We start from the raw sequence: 17,849 nt of genomic DNA on the forward strand, positions 1-17,849 counted from the left end.
GTAATTATATGTATTCCTTTTGATATATATTATATGTATATATCAGAAAATTCAATTTCAGCTCTTTCCTTTAAGTTATAGTAATTGTTATTAAAAATATGTTCAGTTCTATCAGTTTCCTTAAATAAATCTACATCATAAAAATATAATTTAAATCTATTTCCATGTCCCTCATATATATCAACCTTTAAATCCCCTCCTTGCATTTTCATAAGAGATTTACTTATATAAAGCCCTAACCCACTTCCTTCTTGTGTTCTATTTAAAGCCTTATTACTTTTAGTAAATTTGTCAAAAATATATTTTTGTTCATCATAACTTATAGCTATTCCATCATTTTCTATCATTATTACAAGATCTTTTCCTTCAAAATATATTTTCACATATATGTTTCCATTTTCACTTCCATACTTTACTGAATTTGATAATAGATTTAATATTATTCTTTCTAAAAACTCACTATCAATAGCTATAAATATCTCTTCAAAATCAGGATCAAAAACAAAATTTATTTTTTTCTTACTTATATATTCTGAAGAGGCATCTAATATATTTTCAACAACTTCAACTACATTAAGAACCATAACGTTTTCTTCTATCTGTCCCTCTGATATTTTATTAGCATCAATGAAATTATTTATTGTCCTTATAAGTCTTAAACAATTTTGTTTAATTACTAGGTTATTTCTTTCTATAGAATTAAGATTTTTATTTTCTATATTTAAATTATTTAATTGAAGAGCTGAACTTATTACATTTATAGGAGTCCTTAACTCATGACATATATTTGTAAAAAATTCCCCTTTTATATTTTCTTCTTCCAATTTATCTTTTAAATACTTATTTAATCTTAAAGCATTATTCTTTTTGGTAATATCATTTATAATTATAATTTTATAATTATCTCCAAAAGGTATTGTGTAAAATTCTCCATTAGAGTAGCCTCCCTTAATATTTTTAAAAATTATTTCTTTATAAGAATCCATACTTCCTTTCTCTTTTAAATAAACTTGCTTTTCTAGTATTTTTTCATATAATACTTCCATACTTTCAAACAATATAGATTCTTTGTTTTCAACTTCTAAAAATTCCAAGGCTTCGTCGTTTAAATAAAATAATTTTTCATCCTTAGAAATAAATATATAGTCTCCAATGGCTGAAGTAATATTATTAAACAACAATTCTTCTCTATCTAAAAGATTCTCTAATTCTTTTAGCTCCTCTATTTTTTTTCTTAAATACCTTTTATTTCTCTTAAATTCACCTCTTTTTAAGAGCATTATCCTATTTATATTATTAAAATTCTTATTTAAAGAAAATCTTATTATACCTTCTACTAAAATGTAATATGCTGAGAAGTCTAGTATTTGACTAAAGGAAACTCCTAATAAATAAGTATTTCTTAAATTATGAAAATTATTTAATAAAATAATATTTCCTACTGAGAATAATAATATATAAGCAATTAAATAATAAAAGAATTTATCAGATGTATTTTCTTTATCAGCAACAATTACTATTAATAATATTAAAAATAAAATAACAATCAATATAAACATAAAATTATTTATATATACACCTTTAATAAAAGCTCTCATTAATTTTGTATTATTTATTACTATGAGATAAATAATGTTAAAGATAATATTTAATAATAGAAAAATTTTATTTATTTTCTTAAAAGCTAAGTCCTTTTTCTTCCCTAAAACTATTACAAAGGTAATAAAATACTGAAATAATAGGCCTATTATTTTATAAGCTATCATCTTATCTACTACATATAACTCCAAGGAAACAAATGAAGAAAAAACCTCAGGAATAATAATCCAAAATATACCCATATTAGTATAAGAAACTAAGTTTTTTTCCTTATCTACATTACTGCTTATTCCTATTAATAATGAGGTTCCTAACATTATTACTGAAGACAAGTCTAAAAATTTATAAAACATAATATATTTTTCTTTTCTTATAAACAATACTGCTGATAGTATTATTAATATATATATTATTCTTAATATATAATATTGTAATTTAGGATTTTCATATTCTACTTTATATTCCACAACTTTTCTCCCTACTAAATTCCAACCTTATATTTGTTCCTGTATCCTTAATTGAATTTATATTTATAGTTCCATTTTGCAATTCAACTAAATTCTTAACAATATATAATCCAATTCCTGTACTTTTATTTTTTACTCCTTTTTTATTTCCCTTGCTATATCTTAAGAAAGCCTTTTCTATAAATTCTTTATCCATACCTTCACCAGTGTCTGTAAAACTAATAATAACTTTACTTTTCTTTGCCTTAATCTCTACTCCAATTCCACCTTCCCTTGTATGCTTTATTGAATTTGAAATTAAGTTTAAAATAATTCTCTGAATAAACTCTTGGTCACAATTAACATATACTTCTTCTTCATTGGTATCAAATACGTAAGTTAAATTTTTCTCTTTTATATATTCAGCTAAATTTCCTATAGAATCTTCAATCAATGTTACTATATTATAAATTTTAAAGTTTGGTTTTAAATAATCGTAATCAATTTTGGATGAGTCAATTAGATTGTTAGCTAACCTTAGTAAGGTCATACAATTTTCCTTATTAACTTGGTTATAATAATCAACTTTTTTAATATTTTCATTACTATAAAATTTCTCCTGCACTTGAACTGATGAATATATAACATTTATAGGAGTTTTTAAGTCATGAGAAATACTTGATAAAAAATCATTTTTTATTTGTTCTGATAAGGTTCTTTTTCTTAAATTATCTTTTATCTTTTCTGAAAACTTAAGTTCAGTTATATTTTTCATTGATATTATTAAGTAACCCTTTGATTGTAGTAAAATATCTAACTCCCAAAAAACTTCTATTCCAGAAGTAACAAATGAAGCTTCTCCCTTTTTTGTTCTTAAGAATTCCTCTTTATTTTCAATATTTATTATTTTAAATAAGTTCTTATTTATTACCTCTCTATTACTTTTTAAATTTAATTCATGTGAAAATCTTTTATTCACAGCAAAAATCCTATGATTATCATTATTTAAAATCGCTATAGACATAGGTGCATTATTTAAAAAGTTCCTAAAATAAATTTCATTATCTCTTAATTTTTTCTTAAATTCTTTAAACTCATTATTACTCTCTTCCATTTTCTTATTTAATATTTTAAGTTTTTTATTTTTATCAATTATATCTTCATGTAAAGTTTTATATGGCTTTGTAATAAGCATTTCTGAAATCCAAACATATATAATTAAATATATTGATATTTTTAATATATCACCTAATAATATAAGTGACTCTAAACCTAAACTATATGATAAAATATCTAATACTATTAAAGATAAATTTATTAGCACAAATAACTTTAAATAATTTAATAAATCATTTTTAAAAAGTTTAAAGCTTCTTAAAAGATATAAAATTATTAAAAGAAGTACTGTTGATACTACCAAAAAAACACTCATATCATAAAAAAATATACTGATTAATGATACTAGGGTTAAAAAACAAACAATTAATTTTATAGTTAAATCTATTGACTTTACATATGCTATTATCATAAAGCAATATACACTTTCTAAAACAGTACAAATAGCTATGGGTTTTAAATTTAAACATTGAAGTATTTCCTTTTCTCCCCAAAAGGCTATTAAATAAACAAGTATATCAAACTTGAACATGGCAACTAATAATAAATAAATACCTATTAATTTAAAAATCTTTTTATTAGAAAACTTAAATACAGTTGTGGCAATAAATGTTATAGCAAACACTACTATAGTTTCAATAATTGTAGATAAATAAAGAGCTGTACGTGGATTAAAAAAATATAACGTATATAAAATAATTGCTATAAATATAATACTATTAACTAAATTTCTAATTTTACTAAGTTTCAAATACATATAGTCATTTTCTATGTACTCCAATATACTTCCCCCTTAAATATAACCATATAAATATACATTATCATAAAAAAGAGAGGAAATTATTTAATTTTTGTAAATTATTGTATTTAATTGTAATTTAAAAGACCTTAAATATTGGAATTAACCAATATCTAAGGTCTCTAAGAAACTTTTAAACTTATTACTATTTCTTACCTCAATTAAATCATTATCTTTATTTATATATTTTATAAATTCTGGATAAAACTCAACAGCTTTAATTAAATCCTCTGTGGCATCCTCTAAATCTTTTCCTAAAATAGCCTTAAAGCAACTTCTATTATAATATAAAAAATGATTTTCTGGATTAAACCTTAAGCCCAGTGATAATATCTCTATTCCTTTTTCTATATTATTTTCTTCTTTATATATAACTGCTAAATTTAAGAATGAAAAAGCATAACCAAAATTCTTTTTAATGGCTTTCTCATAAAATTTCTTAGCCTTATCATATACATTTAATCTTTTATATATTACTCCCATATTAAAAAGAGCTAAATAGTGCTCTCCATCTATTTGAAGGGCTTTAGAAAACATTCTATAGGCCTCTTGAAGCATATCCCTTTCTTCATATATAGATCCTAAATTTATATGGGCCCAAAAGTCTTCTTTGCAAACCTCTATTGTCTTTTTGTAATACTCTATTGCACCTTCTTTATCTCCCACATTATCTAATGCATTTGCTAAGAAAAATATAGCCCTATCATAAACAGGATTTATATCTATAGCCTTTTTATATAATTCTATAGCCTTTACATAATCCTCTTTTTCATCATAAATCACTGCTAATCCATAATAAGCTCTAACCTCAAAACTATTTATACTTAAGGCTTCTTCATATTTTTCCTTAGCCTTTTCAGTATCTCCTAACTCATCTAGCATTAAAGCTATGCTTATTATTAAATCAATATCTCTTTCTCCTTCTAGAAGCTCCTCAGCTCTTAAATAATAATTTAAGGCCTTTATTAAATTCCCTTCATCATGAGCTTTATCACCACTACGTATATAATTATCTATAATTCTATAGTTATTATCCATATCTTCTCCTATTTTTCTAATCTATTATATCAAAATCATCTTAACTTACATAAAGCAAAAAGGAGGTATCAAAATTTTGACACACTCCTAATTAATACTCTAATTAATTATATATATCTTTTAAATATTTTTCAACAACCACTGAATAGTATCTTCCATAACTTCTACTTTATTTTTTTCATTTAACATTTCATGTCTTCCATTTTCATATAGCTTATACTCAATATTTTTTACTCCTACTTTTTCTAATTTATCTTTTAAGTTGATTACACCTTTACCAAAATTACCTACTGGATCTTTATCTCCTCCGAAAATATAAATAGGCATTTCTTTATTTATTCTATTCATATTTTCAGCTTTATGTATGCTTCTTACCCCTCTTAACAAATCGTAATAAAAGGAACTTGAACATATAAAACCATATCTTTCATTTTCTATATACTTGTCTACTTCACTTTCTACACTACAAAGCCAATCAAAATCTGTCCTATTTGGTTTAAAATTCTTATTAAAGCCTCCAAAAATCAACTTGTCCATAAGTTTACTTTTATGTTCTCTTCCCTTTAATGACATTTCTACTTGAGCTACAAATTCTCCAAGTGGGGCTAACTTATCTGGCTCACCATTAGTTCCCGATAAAATCAAAACATCCACTAAATCATTATATTCTTGAACTAGCCTCTGACTTACAAAAGATCCCATACTATGTCCAAAAAGTATTATTTTATATCCTTTATGTTTTTCTTTAGAAGACTCTATTAAAGTTTTAGCATCATCAATCATCCATTGGAAACCATCATTTTCTGCTTGATATCCTAAAGAATCTAAATCCTTAGCTGTAAAGCCATGCCCTCTATGGTCATGAGCATAAACTAAAAATCCTGCTTCAACAAGTTTTTCTGCAAATTCATCATATCTAATAGCATCCTCTGTCATTCCATGTAATATGTGAATAACTGCCTTAAATTCTTTACCATTACTCCATTTATATCCTTGTAATTCTAATCCTTCATCATCTTTAAATATAAAATTTTCTCTCAAATCTATCAACTCCTTTTAGACTATGTAGTATAAAAATCTTCTTAATACTAAGATACTACTTAATCTAAAATCTTTAAACAGATACTTTAAGTGATTTACTATTTTTTATTAACTTATTAATATTATATTAACAAATTTTTATCCTCTGCATAAATTTCAAACTTTTCTCTCCATATATGAGCTCTTTTTTCATCAATTTCAGCTACATAATTTAAAAATCTATTTAACTCATCTCTTTTAAAAAGCCCCTTAAAAAGATGTCTAGGAAATGATACCCTCTTTTTATAGTTATTTTTAGGATCTATTATTTTAAGAGTATAATCATCTTGTATATATATATCCTTACACCTTATATCAATTCTTTTAAATCCTAATCTTTCAAATTCTAAAATCATTAAATATAATTCCTTGCAAAGTTCCTCATCTAGATTTCCCCTTCTTAGATACTTATCTAATCTAACCCCATCAACATATTCCCGTATAATATATCCTGGCTTAGCTTCATATATCCTTGGAAAAAATCTAGACTTTCTAACTCTTTTTAATATACTGCTTTCATCTTTCCAAACACTCATTCTTCTAAAAATTTTTATTGCTTTATTATTTTTAAGGAGAAATACCACACCATTATGCCCCTCCCCTAATAATTCTGCTTCTTTTAAAGATTTTTCTAAATTACTACTTATATCTTTAAGGCTATAATCAAAATTTTTACTCATTTTACCCCTCTTATTAATAAGTGCTTAATACTATATTATACATTTTTTATAATAAAAAATGACTAATTTCTTAATTAAGAAATTAGTCACATTGAATAGGTATATAAAAATTTAAGTTATACTATTCTTTAATACCAAATTGGTGCAGATAGCGGGACTTGAACCCGCACACTCCTAAAAGTAATACCCCCTCAAGATATCGTGTCTGCCATTCCACCATATCTGCATAAAATATTGCCCATTTTAAGTATATGAACAATATTATTTATATTATTACTTATTATTTTAATCCTTATATTTTTGAAAAGCTAGTAAGGCATTTAAATTATCAAAAGAATATACGCTATTTGTCTTTTCATCTCCAAATCCACCATAAAGTACACTATCTTTATTTTTTATTTGATAATATTTTAATTTATCTATAGCCTTGTTAAATAATTCCTTATCTCCAATGTAATTTGCTATTAAAGCTACATTAGAGTATATTGATGGAGATTCAATCTGTGAGGTAGCATCTCCATTTTTACCATTGTAGGTAGCTACTAAGAATCCATCTTTCTTAAACTTTTCTTTTATCCATTTAATAGATGACTCCTCATTTTCTCCAGCTTCAATTCTATTTAAAATTACTATTGTAGATAATAAGAAATCAACATTTTCTTCTTCATCATATTTTTGAGTTTCTTCATAAAATACTTTTCTGTATAAAGGAACCTCTTCAGATATTTTTCCATTTTCTATTATACTGTTAGATTTTTCATAAATTCCTTCCCACTTCTTATCCACTTGACTCAATAATTTCATAGTAGGCAAGTCTAAATAACATAAAGTGGTTGTATTACCTTTTCCATAGTTATCTATATAATCTACTAAAGTTTCATTTTCTTCTGCATGTTTAAGTAAAGAGTTAGCAATATTTATAGCATAAAATTTATAATAAAAACTATTCCATCTGTTGTTGGCTAAAAGAAGAGCTTTTATTATTCTAAGTTCATCTATGGTTGCAGAGGAAGGTGAATTCTCATCTCCTTCTTTTCTCCAACTAATAAGTCCATTTTTTAATCTCATTTCTTTTACTATGTCAAAATGCTCATCAAATAATTCTTTATTATTAGCATTTACTGAATATAACATCATAAGCCCCTCTGACTCTGATAATACTGAGTGACCCTTAGTTATATCTCCTTCTGAACTTTTATCTATATAATTTGTATATATTCCATATCCACTTTTACTTAAATCCTTCTCTATAAAATCAAAAAGCATTTTTTCTTCTGGTGGATTAAAATTATCATTCCAATTAATATCCATATGTACTGGTTTTAAATATTCTCTATTAAAAAATAATATAAAAATAGCAATTATTAAAATACCACCTATAGCTATTAGCCATTTTTTCAAAACATCCCCTCCCAAAGCTTTATCCATAGTATATTAAAATACATAGGTCACTTAAGAATAAAGTGACCTATATATATTGTAATAAACATTTACTTTTTTAACATATTTATCAGTTTCTTTAAATGGTATATAAGTAAGATTTTTTCCATCATCAGAATGTTCAGCACTATTAAGCCATTCTTGAACCCGTCCTCTTCCTGCATTGTAAGCTGCAATTACAAGGTCCCAATCTCCAAACTCTTTATGAAGATTATTTAAATACCAACATCCAAACCTTATATTAACTTCTGGCTCTAATAATAAATTGGTATCAAAATCAATAATCCCTTGTTTTTCAGCTATCCACTTTCCAGTAGAGGTGGTAATTTGCATAAGCCCTCTTGCGTCCTTATTAGATTTAGCATCTTCGTCAAAGTTACTTTCTGCTTTCATAACTGCCATGACAAAATAAGGATCCAAATTATACTCTTTACTATATTTCTCTACATAATTTATATATTTTAATGGAAATATAACATTTTTTAATATATATCCACTCCCTAAAAATAGTAAATATATGGCTAAAACAATTATAACTAGCCTTATAATTTTCTTCATATAACTCTCCTACTGGTATAAAGTAAAAAATTCTAACAAATCATCAATTTGTTCCTTTGTTTTAATTAAATTACCGCTATTATCAATTATTATGTTAGCATAATCTTTTTTTCTTTCAAGACTTAATTGAGAATTTATTCTATTTATAGCTTCCCCTTTGCTAAGTTTATCTCTAAATCCCATTCTTTCTATTTGGCTACTTTTATCTACCCAAACTAGAACAACCATATCCATATCCTTATGCATATCATTTTCTATTAAGGTTGCCCCATCTACAATAACTAGCTTAGTATTTATTTTTTCATATTCTTTAAGTTTAATCTCTATTTCCTCTTTTATATAAGGCATTATGATTTCTTCATACTTTATTCTTTCCTTTGGAAATCTAAAAATATGGTTTCCAAACTCTCTTCTTCTAAAATCACCTCTCCAATCAAAGAAATGACCTCCAAAAGTAGCTCTTACCCTTAAAAGTATATCTGGGTATTTTTCTAATACTTCTCTTGCAATAATATCTGCATCTATAACTGGGATTCCTGCCTCTTTTATCATAGAAGAAATAGTGCTTTTGCCTGAGCATATTCCTCCTGTAAGGCCTACTTTAATCATAGAATCAGTACCCTCCTTATTTTAACTTATACCAATCTTCTCCAACATTAACATCAACATCTAATGGTACACTTAATTTAATTGTATTTTCCATTTCCTCTTTTAGAAGTTTCTTAACAATGTCTAATTCTCCTTTTACAACATTTATTATAAGTTCATCATGAACCTGTAATATTAACTTACTATTTAAATTTAATTCTTTTAACTTGTTATATACATTTACCATAGCAAGTTTTATTATATCTGCTGCTGTTCCTTGTATTGGAGCATTCATTGCAAGTCTTTCTCCTAAGGCTTTTACTATTTTATTTGAAGAATTTGCTTCAGGTATATATCTTCTTCTATTTAACATAGTTAATACATATCCCTTTGTTTGAGCTTCATGAATAACCTTAGAAATATACTCTTTAATTTTTGGATATCTTTCAAAATATATATCCATATATTCTTTAGCTTCTTTTCTTGAAATATTTAAATCCTGTGAAAGACTAAAATCTCCTATTCCATATACTATACCAAAGTTTACTGCCTTAGCCCTACTTCTCATTAATGGAGTTACCTCTTCAACTGGAACTTTAAATACTTCAGAAGCAGTCTTAGTGTGTATATCTGAATGATGATTAAATGCATCTATCATATTTTCATCACCAGAAATATGAGCTAAAACTCTAAGTTCTATTTGTGAGTAGTCAGCTGATATTAATAAATCTCCTTCTTCTTTTGGTATAAATACCTTTCTTATTTCTCTACCCATTTCGTATTTTATAGGTATATTTTGAAGATTAGGCTCTGTTGATGAAAGTCTACCTGTAGTAGTTACAGTTTGATTAAATGTTGAATGTATAGAACCATCTGTATCTATAACAGACTTTAATCCTTCAACATAAGTTGAATATATTTTTGAAAGCTGTCTAAAATATGTTATTTTTTCTATTATAGGATGTTTGTCCTTAAGCTTTTCTAAAACTTCTGCGTTAGTTGAATAGCCAGTTTTAGTTTTCTTTATAACTGGTAAATCTAATTTTTCAAATAATATCTTACCTAATTGTTTTGGAGAATTTATGTTGAACTCTTCATCTGCAAGTTCAAAGATCTCTTTTTGTGTTTCCTCTAACTCTCTTTTAAACTTAATAGATAGCTCATCTAAAATATTTTTATTTACTTTAAACCCTATTGATTCCATAGAAGATAAAACTGTTTCTAAAGGAAGCTCAATATCATACATAAGTCTTTCCATTTTCTCTTCTTCTATCTTTTTCTTTAGAACTAAAGTCAACTCTTTCATAAATGAAATTCCAACTAAGTCTTCTTCCCCCTCTTTTACATTAGGGAATTTTGAAAGATAGTTATTTATTAAGGATAAAAGAGTATATTCTCCCTTAGATGAATCTATTAAATATGCTGCTAATTCACAATCAAAGGCTAATCCATTAAAATCTATTCCTAATTTTTTTAATGCTGTTAAGGCATTTTTTATACTATAGCCATTTTTTAATATATCTTCATTCTCAAAAAATTCTTTAAAGGATTTAATATTCTCCTCTTCTTTTACTAACTCTTTAAAGTTAATTAAATAATTTTTCTCATCATAATTAATAAATATTTTATCAATCTCTATAGTAGAATACTTTTCTTTATTTAAATAAGTAAAATTAATATATACTTCTTCGTTTATATTCTTAAATAACTCTTCTAATTCTTTACTATTTTCTATATTAGTTATTTTAACTTCTATTTCTGGCTCTTCTTCTTCCCCATTTGATAATTTATCTAATATAGATTTCATTTGAAGCTTTGTAAATAAAGCTTTTAACTGATCTTTATTATAATCATCCTTTGATTTAATCTCATCTAAATCAAAATCTATAGGAACATTAGTCATAATAGTAGCTAACTTTTTAGAGAATATAGCCTGTTCGCTGTACTCAGTTAAATTTTCTTTTAACTTTTTACCACTTATGTTATCTATATTTTCTAAAACTGCCTCTACTGAACCATACTCTTTTATTAATTTAAAGGCTGTTTTTTCTCCTACTCCTGGTACCCCTGGAATATTATCAGATTTATCTCCCATAAGTCCTTTAACATCTATGAACTGAGTAGGAGTAACTCCATATTCTTCAACCATTCTATCATAGTTATAAACTTCTATTTCAGAAACACCCTTCTTAGTTATACATACATTTATATCCTTAGCTGCTAGTTGAAGGGCATCCTTATCTCCAGTCATAATATAAACTTCGATTCCTTCACCTTCAGCCACCTTAGCTAAACTTCCTATAATATCATCTGCTTCGAATCCATCTAATTCATAAGTTGTTATTGAAAATAACTTTAGCATTTCCTTAACAATAGGAAACTGCTCTGCTAACTCAGGAGGCATTTTCTTTCTTCCAGCCTTATAATCCCCATACTCTAAATGTCTAAAAGTTGGTGCTTTTTTATCAAAAGTACAAACTATATAATCAGGTTTTATATCCTCTCTCATCTTAAAAAGCATATTTGTAAAACCATAAATAGCATTTGTATGAGTTCCTTCACTATTGCTAAGCAAAGGCACAGCATAAAAGGCTCTATTTAAAAGACTGTTCCCGTCTAATATCAATAATCTTTTCATTCTAATCCTCCAATATATTATTCTATTAATCTAACAAAAAACTTTACTATTAATAAATTTCACTTCTAATCTACTCTGTAAAAAGTAGTTAAAATAAAATTATAAATAATATGAAGAGAATATCTAGATGAATTTTAGAATTTAAGCTATTACGTATAATAATTTGCGTTAATAAGCGAAATCTGTTTGACCGAAGGGAGTTTTTTCGCTTTAGCAAATTATTAGAAGTAATTGCTATAAATTCTTAATGAAATCTAGTAATTCTCGTAATATATTTATAATTTTATTTTTAAAGTTTTTAAACAATCATCTCTTTTAATGATTTTTCCCATTAGTTCTAATAATATTAACACATTTTAGAAAATACTTAAATCTAATTCCTCAGATAAATCCTTCATAACATGTGTTCCTGCTATACTATTTCCCTTATCATCTAAAGAAGGTCCAAAAATACCTATTCCCATTCTTCTTGGAACAGCAGCCATTATTCCGCCACCAACTCCACTTTTTGCTGGAATTCCTATATGTACAGCAAATTTACCTGAGTCATCATACATACCGCAAGTAACCATTATTGTTTTTATTATTCTGCAAATTTCTCTAGATATTACTCTTTCTCCATTCCAAGGTAATACTCCATCATTAGCAAGCATAGCACCAAATCTAGCTAAATCTTTAGCATTAACTTCTAGAGAACATTGTTTGAAATATAAATCTAATATATCATCTATATTTCCTTCTATAACTCCATTACTTTTCATAAAGTATGCTAAGGCTCTATTTCTATCTCCAGTTTCCTTTTCAGATAAATAAACATCTTCATTTAATTGAATATCATCATTTCCTGTTACTTTTCTAGTAAATTCTAAAATTCTCTCAAACTTTTCCTCTTCACTATCACCTTCAATTAAAGATGTTGTTAATATTGCTCCTGAATTAACCATAGGGTTAAAAGGTTTTTTAGAAGGCTTTCTCTCTAAACTTACTATACTATTAAAGCTATCTCCAGTTGGTTCAACACCTACTCTTGAAAAGACTCTATCTTTTCCATTATCTAATATTGCAAGCATTAAAGTTATTACTTTTGATATACTCTGAATAGTAAACTTTTTATCATACTCTCCTGCCCCTACTTCTTTTCCATCAAGAGTAACTATATATATACCTAAATCTTCTTTATTAGCTTTTTCTAATTCTGGAATATAAGATGCCAGTTTTCCATGTTCAACATATTGTCTATTATTTTCTATTAAACTCTCAAGAAAATTTTTCACTTTTGTTCGCTCCTTAGTTTAATTTTTTTATTCAATAAATTAATAATTAATATATAAACATTATAACATTTTCAACGAATTATTATAAATCTTTTAAAATACTTTTATGTTCTATATGTAATATCAGAAAAAATATTAGTAATTTATGTTTATTATCTAAATAATATATTACTTCAATCAACTTTTATTAAAGTTCCTTCATAGAATATATAATAAAAAGCTTTGAGGTTTTTTTATTATGGATATAGATGATATTAATATACTTGTGAAATATCTAAGCAATCTTCCAATGAAAGAATATAAAAAGAAATTTACCTTTTTAGGAGAAGGAATAGCAAGAAAAGTTTTTTCTTTAAATAAAAATTTAGTGGTTAAAGTTGCTAAGGATGAAGATGGGCTTCATCAAAATTTTGTTGAATCCTATATTTTTAAAAATGCTCCATATAATCTTAAAAGATATTTATGTCCTGTACTTCTTTATAATAAAAGGATTTTAATAATGCCTAGAGCAGAAGTTTTCCCTAACATAAGAAGAAAAACTTTTGTTGATTTAAAAAAATTGCGTGAAGAAAGTTCTATAGAAGAAGATATTTATACCCTTGGAGAAAAATATTTTCTATTTAAAGAAGATTTATATGTTCACAGTTCTTGGGGAATTATAAATGATACCTATTATTTAATAGATTATGGTTGCACTTCTGAGGAAGGAGACTTATATTACGACCTTCTTATGAAAACAAATGGACTTTTATAAAATAATCTTTATTAATTAATTGTTTTATAAATTTTACTGCATTATAATAATGGTAAGAATTTGTAAAGAAAGGACTGATATTATGAACAAATTTGAAAGCATGTTAGAAAATTATGCAAAGTTAGCTACTCATATAGGAGTAAATGTTCAAGAGGGTCAAACCCTTGTTATATCTTCTCCTGTAGAATGTGCAGAATTTACAAGAATGCTTGTTAAATCTGCTTATGAAAAGGGAGCAAAGGATGTTGTTGTTCAATGGAATGATGAAATATGCGGCAAAATTAAATATGAACACTCTCCATTAGAAGTTTTTGAAAACTTCCCAGATTGGATGAAAGAATCAAGATTAAGCTATGCTAAAGAAGGAGCTTGCTTCTTAAGTATTTCTGCCTCTGATCCTGAACTTCTAAAAAATATAGACCCTGCAAAAATAGCAGCCTTTAGAAAATCATCAAGTACAGCTTTAAAAGAATTTAGTGAAATGTTAATGAGCAATAAAAATGCATGGTCAATAGTTTCTATTCCAACTAAAGCTTGGGCTAAAAAAGTTTTCTCTGATTTACCTGAAGAAGAAGCAGTAGATAAATTATGGAATGAAATCTTTAAAATAGTTAGAGTTGATACAGAGAACCCTGTTGAAGCTTGGAATAAACATAAAGAAACATTAAAATACCATATGGATTACTTAAATGAAAAGAATTTAAAATCACTTCATTTTGAAAATTCACTTGGAACTGATTTAACTATAGAATTACCAGAAAATCATCTTTGGGCTGGTGGAGCTGAATATACTCAAGGTGGGGTTGAATTCATAGCTAATATGCCTACTGAGGAAGTATTCTCTATGCCTTCTAAGTTTGGAGTTAATGGAACAGTATTTAGTTCTAAACCTTTAAACTACGGTGGAAATTTAATAGATAATTTCTCAGTTACTTTTAAAGATGGAAAAGTTGTTGATTTCTCAGCTGAAAAAGGATACGATACTTTAAAACATCTTCTAGATACTGATGAAGGTGCTAAATACTTAGGAGAAGTGGCTCTTGTTCCTTATAATTCTCCTATATCAAACTCAGGAATAATTTTCTTCAACACTCTATATGATGAAAATGCTTCTTGTCATTTAGCTTTTGGTAAAGCATATTCTCTATGCATAAAAAATGGTGAAAATATGACTAATGAAGAACTTGAAAAAGCTGGAGCTAATGATTCATTAACTCATGTAGATTTCATGATAGGAACTAAAGATTTAAAGATCACAGGTTTAACTCATGATAATGTTGAAATTCCAGTATTTAAAGATGGTAACTGGGCATTTTAATATCTAAAAATATATTTTAAATATATGATTAGATTAAACCTTCAAAAAATAAACACATGTTTTAAATCCATATTTATTTTTAAATATAATTTTAAAAACATATGCTAATTTAAATTAAAAGGCAAAGAATAACTTATTTTAATGTAAATTATTCTTTGCCTTTTTTATATAAATTATTTTAAATTCATTTTATGTTCTATATAATATTTCCACTAAGTATTTTGAGATGAATCAAAATATACTCTATGAAGTTTATTTCCATTTATAATTGTTGCAAATCCATTAGAATACATTTGTAAGAAGTCACCTTCATATTTGTACTCTTTTCCATTTTTAACATCTTTAACAATCTTTTGTTCTTCTTCTAAAACGTATATTTCTCCATCTTTTCCTATATAGATCTTATTTAACTCTAAGCTTTTTTCTAGAGGTATTTTATTCCAAGTATCAATTGACTTTTCTACATTTCCATAAACTATTTTAAATACTTTATTATCTTTTATTTCTCCAAAGTATATATTTCCAGTTTCATCAACACCTAAAAGTCTAACTTTATATATTGGATTAATTCCTAATTTCTTATTTGGCTGTGTAAGATATATTCCTGATTCTTTTTCACTGTCATATACTAATCTATCTGCCCTTGGCATTACTTCAATATTTCCTGGTGAATCAGTTACTAGTCTTACATCAGTTATATCATCATTATTATCTATTCTCTTAACTATAGACTCTTTTGTATCTTCATTCTTAAATTCAATGTATATAACTCCTGTTTTAGTTGAAACTGTTATCTCATTAACTTTATAAGAAGAATTAATGTTACCAAGCTCAATTTTCTTAGTTTTATTGGTATCTACATCAATAGAATATAAATTAACTGTATTCTTTTTATTATTATATTTAATATTCGTAATTACAATAAGTCTATTTCTATCTCTAAGCCAAGTATAATAAGATGCTTTTTCATTTTCTATATCAACATGACTTTCATCATCTTTAAGAGTATTAAAGACTTTAAGTTCATCATTATTGTTTAAATATGCTATATATTCTCCATCATAAGATATCTTTTTATCCATCATATTCCCTGGTAATTTTACATCATTATTCTCTTTTGTATGTTGGCTAGCTATATCTATAGCTTTTACATTTACATCAGAATTTAACTTAAAATAAAATTTATCAAAAACAAATAAAACTAAGCATTGTAAAATTACAGACAATAGTCCCCACTTTAAAAATTGCTTTAATTTATCCATAAAATTCTCCTCTTTGTTATTTTACTATTATAGCTGAAGGAATAGATCTCTCCCCTACATTTGATGCTGGATTATTTATTACTTTTCCATTTAAGTACATAGTAGTTGATTTACCACCATCAAGGTTTATAGCAGTAACTACATTACAAGTATTTAATAATACTTCCTGTAATTCCTTTAAAGTAGCTCCTCCACTTGTTAAACTTCTACCATCAATAACTAACATTACTATTGATCCATCAGCTCTTTGTCCCATAGCAGTTCTTGGAGCAACTCCCCATCCACCATCACCTTTCATAGGTGTAGGTTCTCCTTCTTTAACTAAAACAGGTCCAAAACTTACAGCTTCTTTAACATTTAATTCTTTAAGATTATTAAATGAATACATACCTGCAATCATTTTTCCTTCTTTTGTTATGCCAACTAACTCAATTTTTTCATCGTCTGGTACATCTTTATAAACCAATTTCCCCTCTGATATAACTATTCCAGCAGGAGTTCCACCATTACCAGTCCATTGAGCAGTACTAGATTTATCTGTAAAAGCTCCTCCATTTACAGCCGCAACAGCATTGTATTCCCTAGCTATTTCAGAAGTAGTTTGTCCTTCTTCTCCAAGATATTTAGAAACTCCTATTTTTACTCTAGTAGGATCTTTTACCACTATATAATATCCACTATATTTAAAGTTTTCAAAAGAGTATAATTCTATACTATTATCATGTTTAGTTGGTAAATTAACATTTGTCTTTATATTTGTATTTTTATGATTTGTATTTGTATCCTCAATATTAGAATTTAATATCTCATTAATTTTTTCATCCGATAAAAATGTAGTTGCCATCCACTGATGACTAAAACTAGTCATGGCTGCTCCTACATAAGTCCTTTTAGCATTTTCAAATGGTCCATATAAAAGTATAAAAGGCGCTGTAACAGCAGTGAATATGAATTCAAAAGCAATAAATATCGCTATAGTCTTCCACTTCTTTTTACTTCTCCTCTTCTTTCTACTATCTCTCCCCATTTTTCCTCCTTAATTTAAAATAATTAAATTTCCTTTGTAATCTAAACCAACTAACCCTTACATTCTATTGTTTTTAAAATATCACTTATCTATTATACATTATTTTTAATACAATATTATTACAAAGTTCTATTTTATTTATTAAAATTATCTATTTTTTTTAAAATCTCATAATTAATTCATAAATAACTATTAATATAACTTTTATCTATAAATTAAATTTTCTTTCATC

Annotated in this window: 14 protein-coding genes and 1 tRNA gene; 2 read left to right on the top strand and 13 right to left on the bottom strand. The window is 26.1% G+C overall.

Annotated elements, in window-relative coordinates; genetic code table 11:
- Positions 1–29 precede the first annotated feature (29 nt).
- The 11 genes from CPF_RS10910 to glsA form a co-directional block, all read right to left on the bottom strand.
- Positions 30–2,066 (bottom strand): sensor histidine kinase, encoded by a 2,037-nt coding sequence (locus tag CPF_RS10910; RefSeq protein WP_003454982.1) that lies wholly within the window; start codon positions 2,064–2,066, stop codon positions 30–32.
- A complete protein-coding gene (locus tag CPF_RS10915) occupies positions 2,056–3,942 on the bottom strand; it encodes a PAS domain-containing sensor histidine kinase (RefSeq protein WP_003455042.1) in 1,887 nt (628 codons plus the stop codon). The genes CPF_RS10910 and CPF_RS10915 overlap by 11 nt, the downstream gene beginning before the upstream one ends.
- Positions 3,943–4,062: 120 nt before the next feature.
- Positions 4,063–4,998 (bottom strand): tetratricopeptide repeat protein, encoded by a 936-nt coding sequence (locus CPF_RS10920; RefSeq protein ID WP_003451066.1) that lies wholly within the window; start codon positions 4,996–4,998, stop codon positions 4,063–4,065.
- A gap of 120 nt (positions 4,999–5,118) precedes the next feature.
- Complete coding sequence (locus tag CPF_RS10925; RefSeq protein ID WP_003473705.1) at positions 5,119–6,039, bottom strand: alpha/beta hydrolase; 921 nt, start codon at positions 6,037–6,039, stop codon at positions 5,119–5,121.
- Between the two features lie 122 nt (positions 6,040–6,161).
- Positions 6,162–6,758, bottom strand: a complete 597-nt coding sequence (locus CPF_RS10930) for a hypothetical protein (protein WP_003454836.1) — start codon at positions 6,756–6,758, stop codon at positions 6,162–6,164.
- 140 nt (positions 6,759–6,898) lie between these two features.
- Positions 6,899–6,984 (bottom strand) — tRNA-Leu (locus tag CPF_RS10935).
- Positions 6,985–7,043: 59 nt separating this feature from the next.
- Complete coding sequence (locus CPF_RS10940; protein WP_003455006.1) at positions 7,044–8,159, bottom strand: glycosyl hydrolase family 8; 1,116 nt, start codon at positions 8,157–8,159, stop codon at positions 7,044–7,046.
- 51 nt (positions 8,160–8,210) lie between these two features.
- Complete coding sequence (locus tag CPF_RS10945) at positions 8,211–8,756, bottom strand: lytic transglycosylase domain-containing protein (RefSeq protein ID WP_003455079.1); 546 nt, start codon at positions 8,754–8,756, stop codon at positions 8,211–8,213.
- Positions 8,757–8,765: 9 nt separating this feature from the next.
- Positions 8,766–9,365: a dephospho-CoA kinase gene (gene coaE, locus CPF_RS10950; RefSeq protein WP_011591019.1), complete on the bottom strand. Its 600-nt coding sequence runs from the start codon at positions 9,363–9,365 to the stop codon at positions 8,766–8,768.
- A gap of 16 nt (positions 9,366–9,381) precedes the next feature.
- The gene (gene polA / locus CPF_RS10955) at positions 9,382–11,982 is read right to left on the bottom strand and encodes a DNA polymerase I (protein ID WP_011591020.1); all 2,601 of its coding nucleotides are present in this window, start codon (positions 11,980–11,982) and stop codon (positions 9,382–9,384) included.
- 356 nt (positions 11,983–12,338) lie between these two features.
- Positions 12,339–13,256: a glutaminase A gene (gene glsA, locus CPF_RS10960; RefSeq protein WP_003451262.1), complete on the bottom strand. Its 918-nt coding sequence runs from the start codon at positions 13,254–13,256 to the stop codon at positions 12,339–12,341.
- Positions 13,257–13,494: 238 nt separating this feature from the next.
- Between glsA and CPF_RS10965 the strand changes: the two genes are divergently transcribed.
- Both CPF_RS10965 and CPF_RS10970 read left to right on the top strand, forming a co-directional pair.
- Positions 13,495–14,010: a hypothetical protein gene (locus CPF_RS10965; protein ID WP_003455181.1), complete on the top strand. Its 516-nt coding sequence runs from the start codon at positions 13,495–13,497 to the stop codon at positions 14,008–14,010.
- 82 nt (positions 14,011–14,092) lie between these two features.
- A complete protein-coding gene (locus tag CPF_RS10970; RefSeq protein ID WP_003455100.1) occupies positions 14,093–15,328 on the top strand; it encodes an aminopeptidase in 1,236 nt (411 codons plus the stop codon).
- 212 nt (positions 15,329–15,540) lie between these two features.
- Here the strand turns inward: CPF_RS10970 and CPF_RS10975 are convergent, their stop codons facing one another.
- Both CPF_RS10975 and CPF_RS10980 read right to left on the bottom strand, forming a co-directional pair.
- Positions 15,541–16,590, bottom strand: a complete 1,050-nt coding sequence (locus tag CPF_RS10975) for a hypothetical protein (RefSeq protein WP_003455008.1) — start codon at positions 16,588–16,590, stop codon at positions 15,541–15,543.
- Positions 16,591–16,606: 16 nt separating this feature from the next.
- Positions 16,607–17,617, bottom strand: a complete 1,011-nt coding sequence (locus CPF_RS10980) for a phosphodiester glycosidase family protein (RefSeq protein WP_003454874.1) — start codon at positions 17,615–17,617, stop codon at positions 16,607–16,609.
- Positions 17,618–17,849: the final 232 nt, after the last annotated feature.

The organism is Clostridium perfringens ATCC 13124 (assembly GCF_000013285.1).
Taxonomy (GTDB): Bacteria; Bacillota; Clostridia; order Clostridiales; family Clostridiaceae; genus Sarcina; species Sarcina perfringens.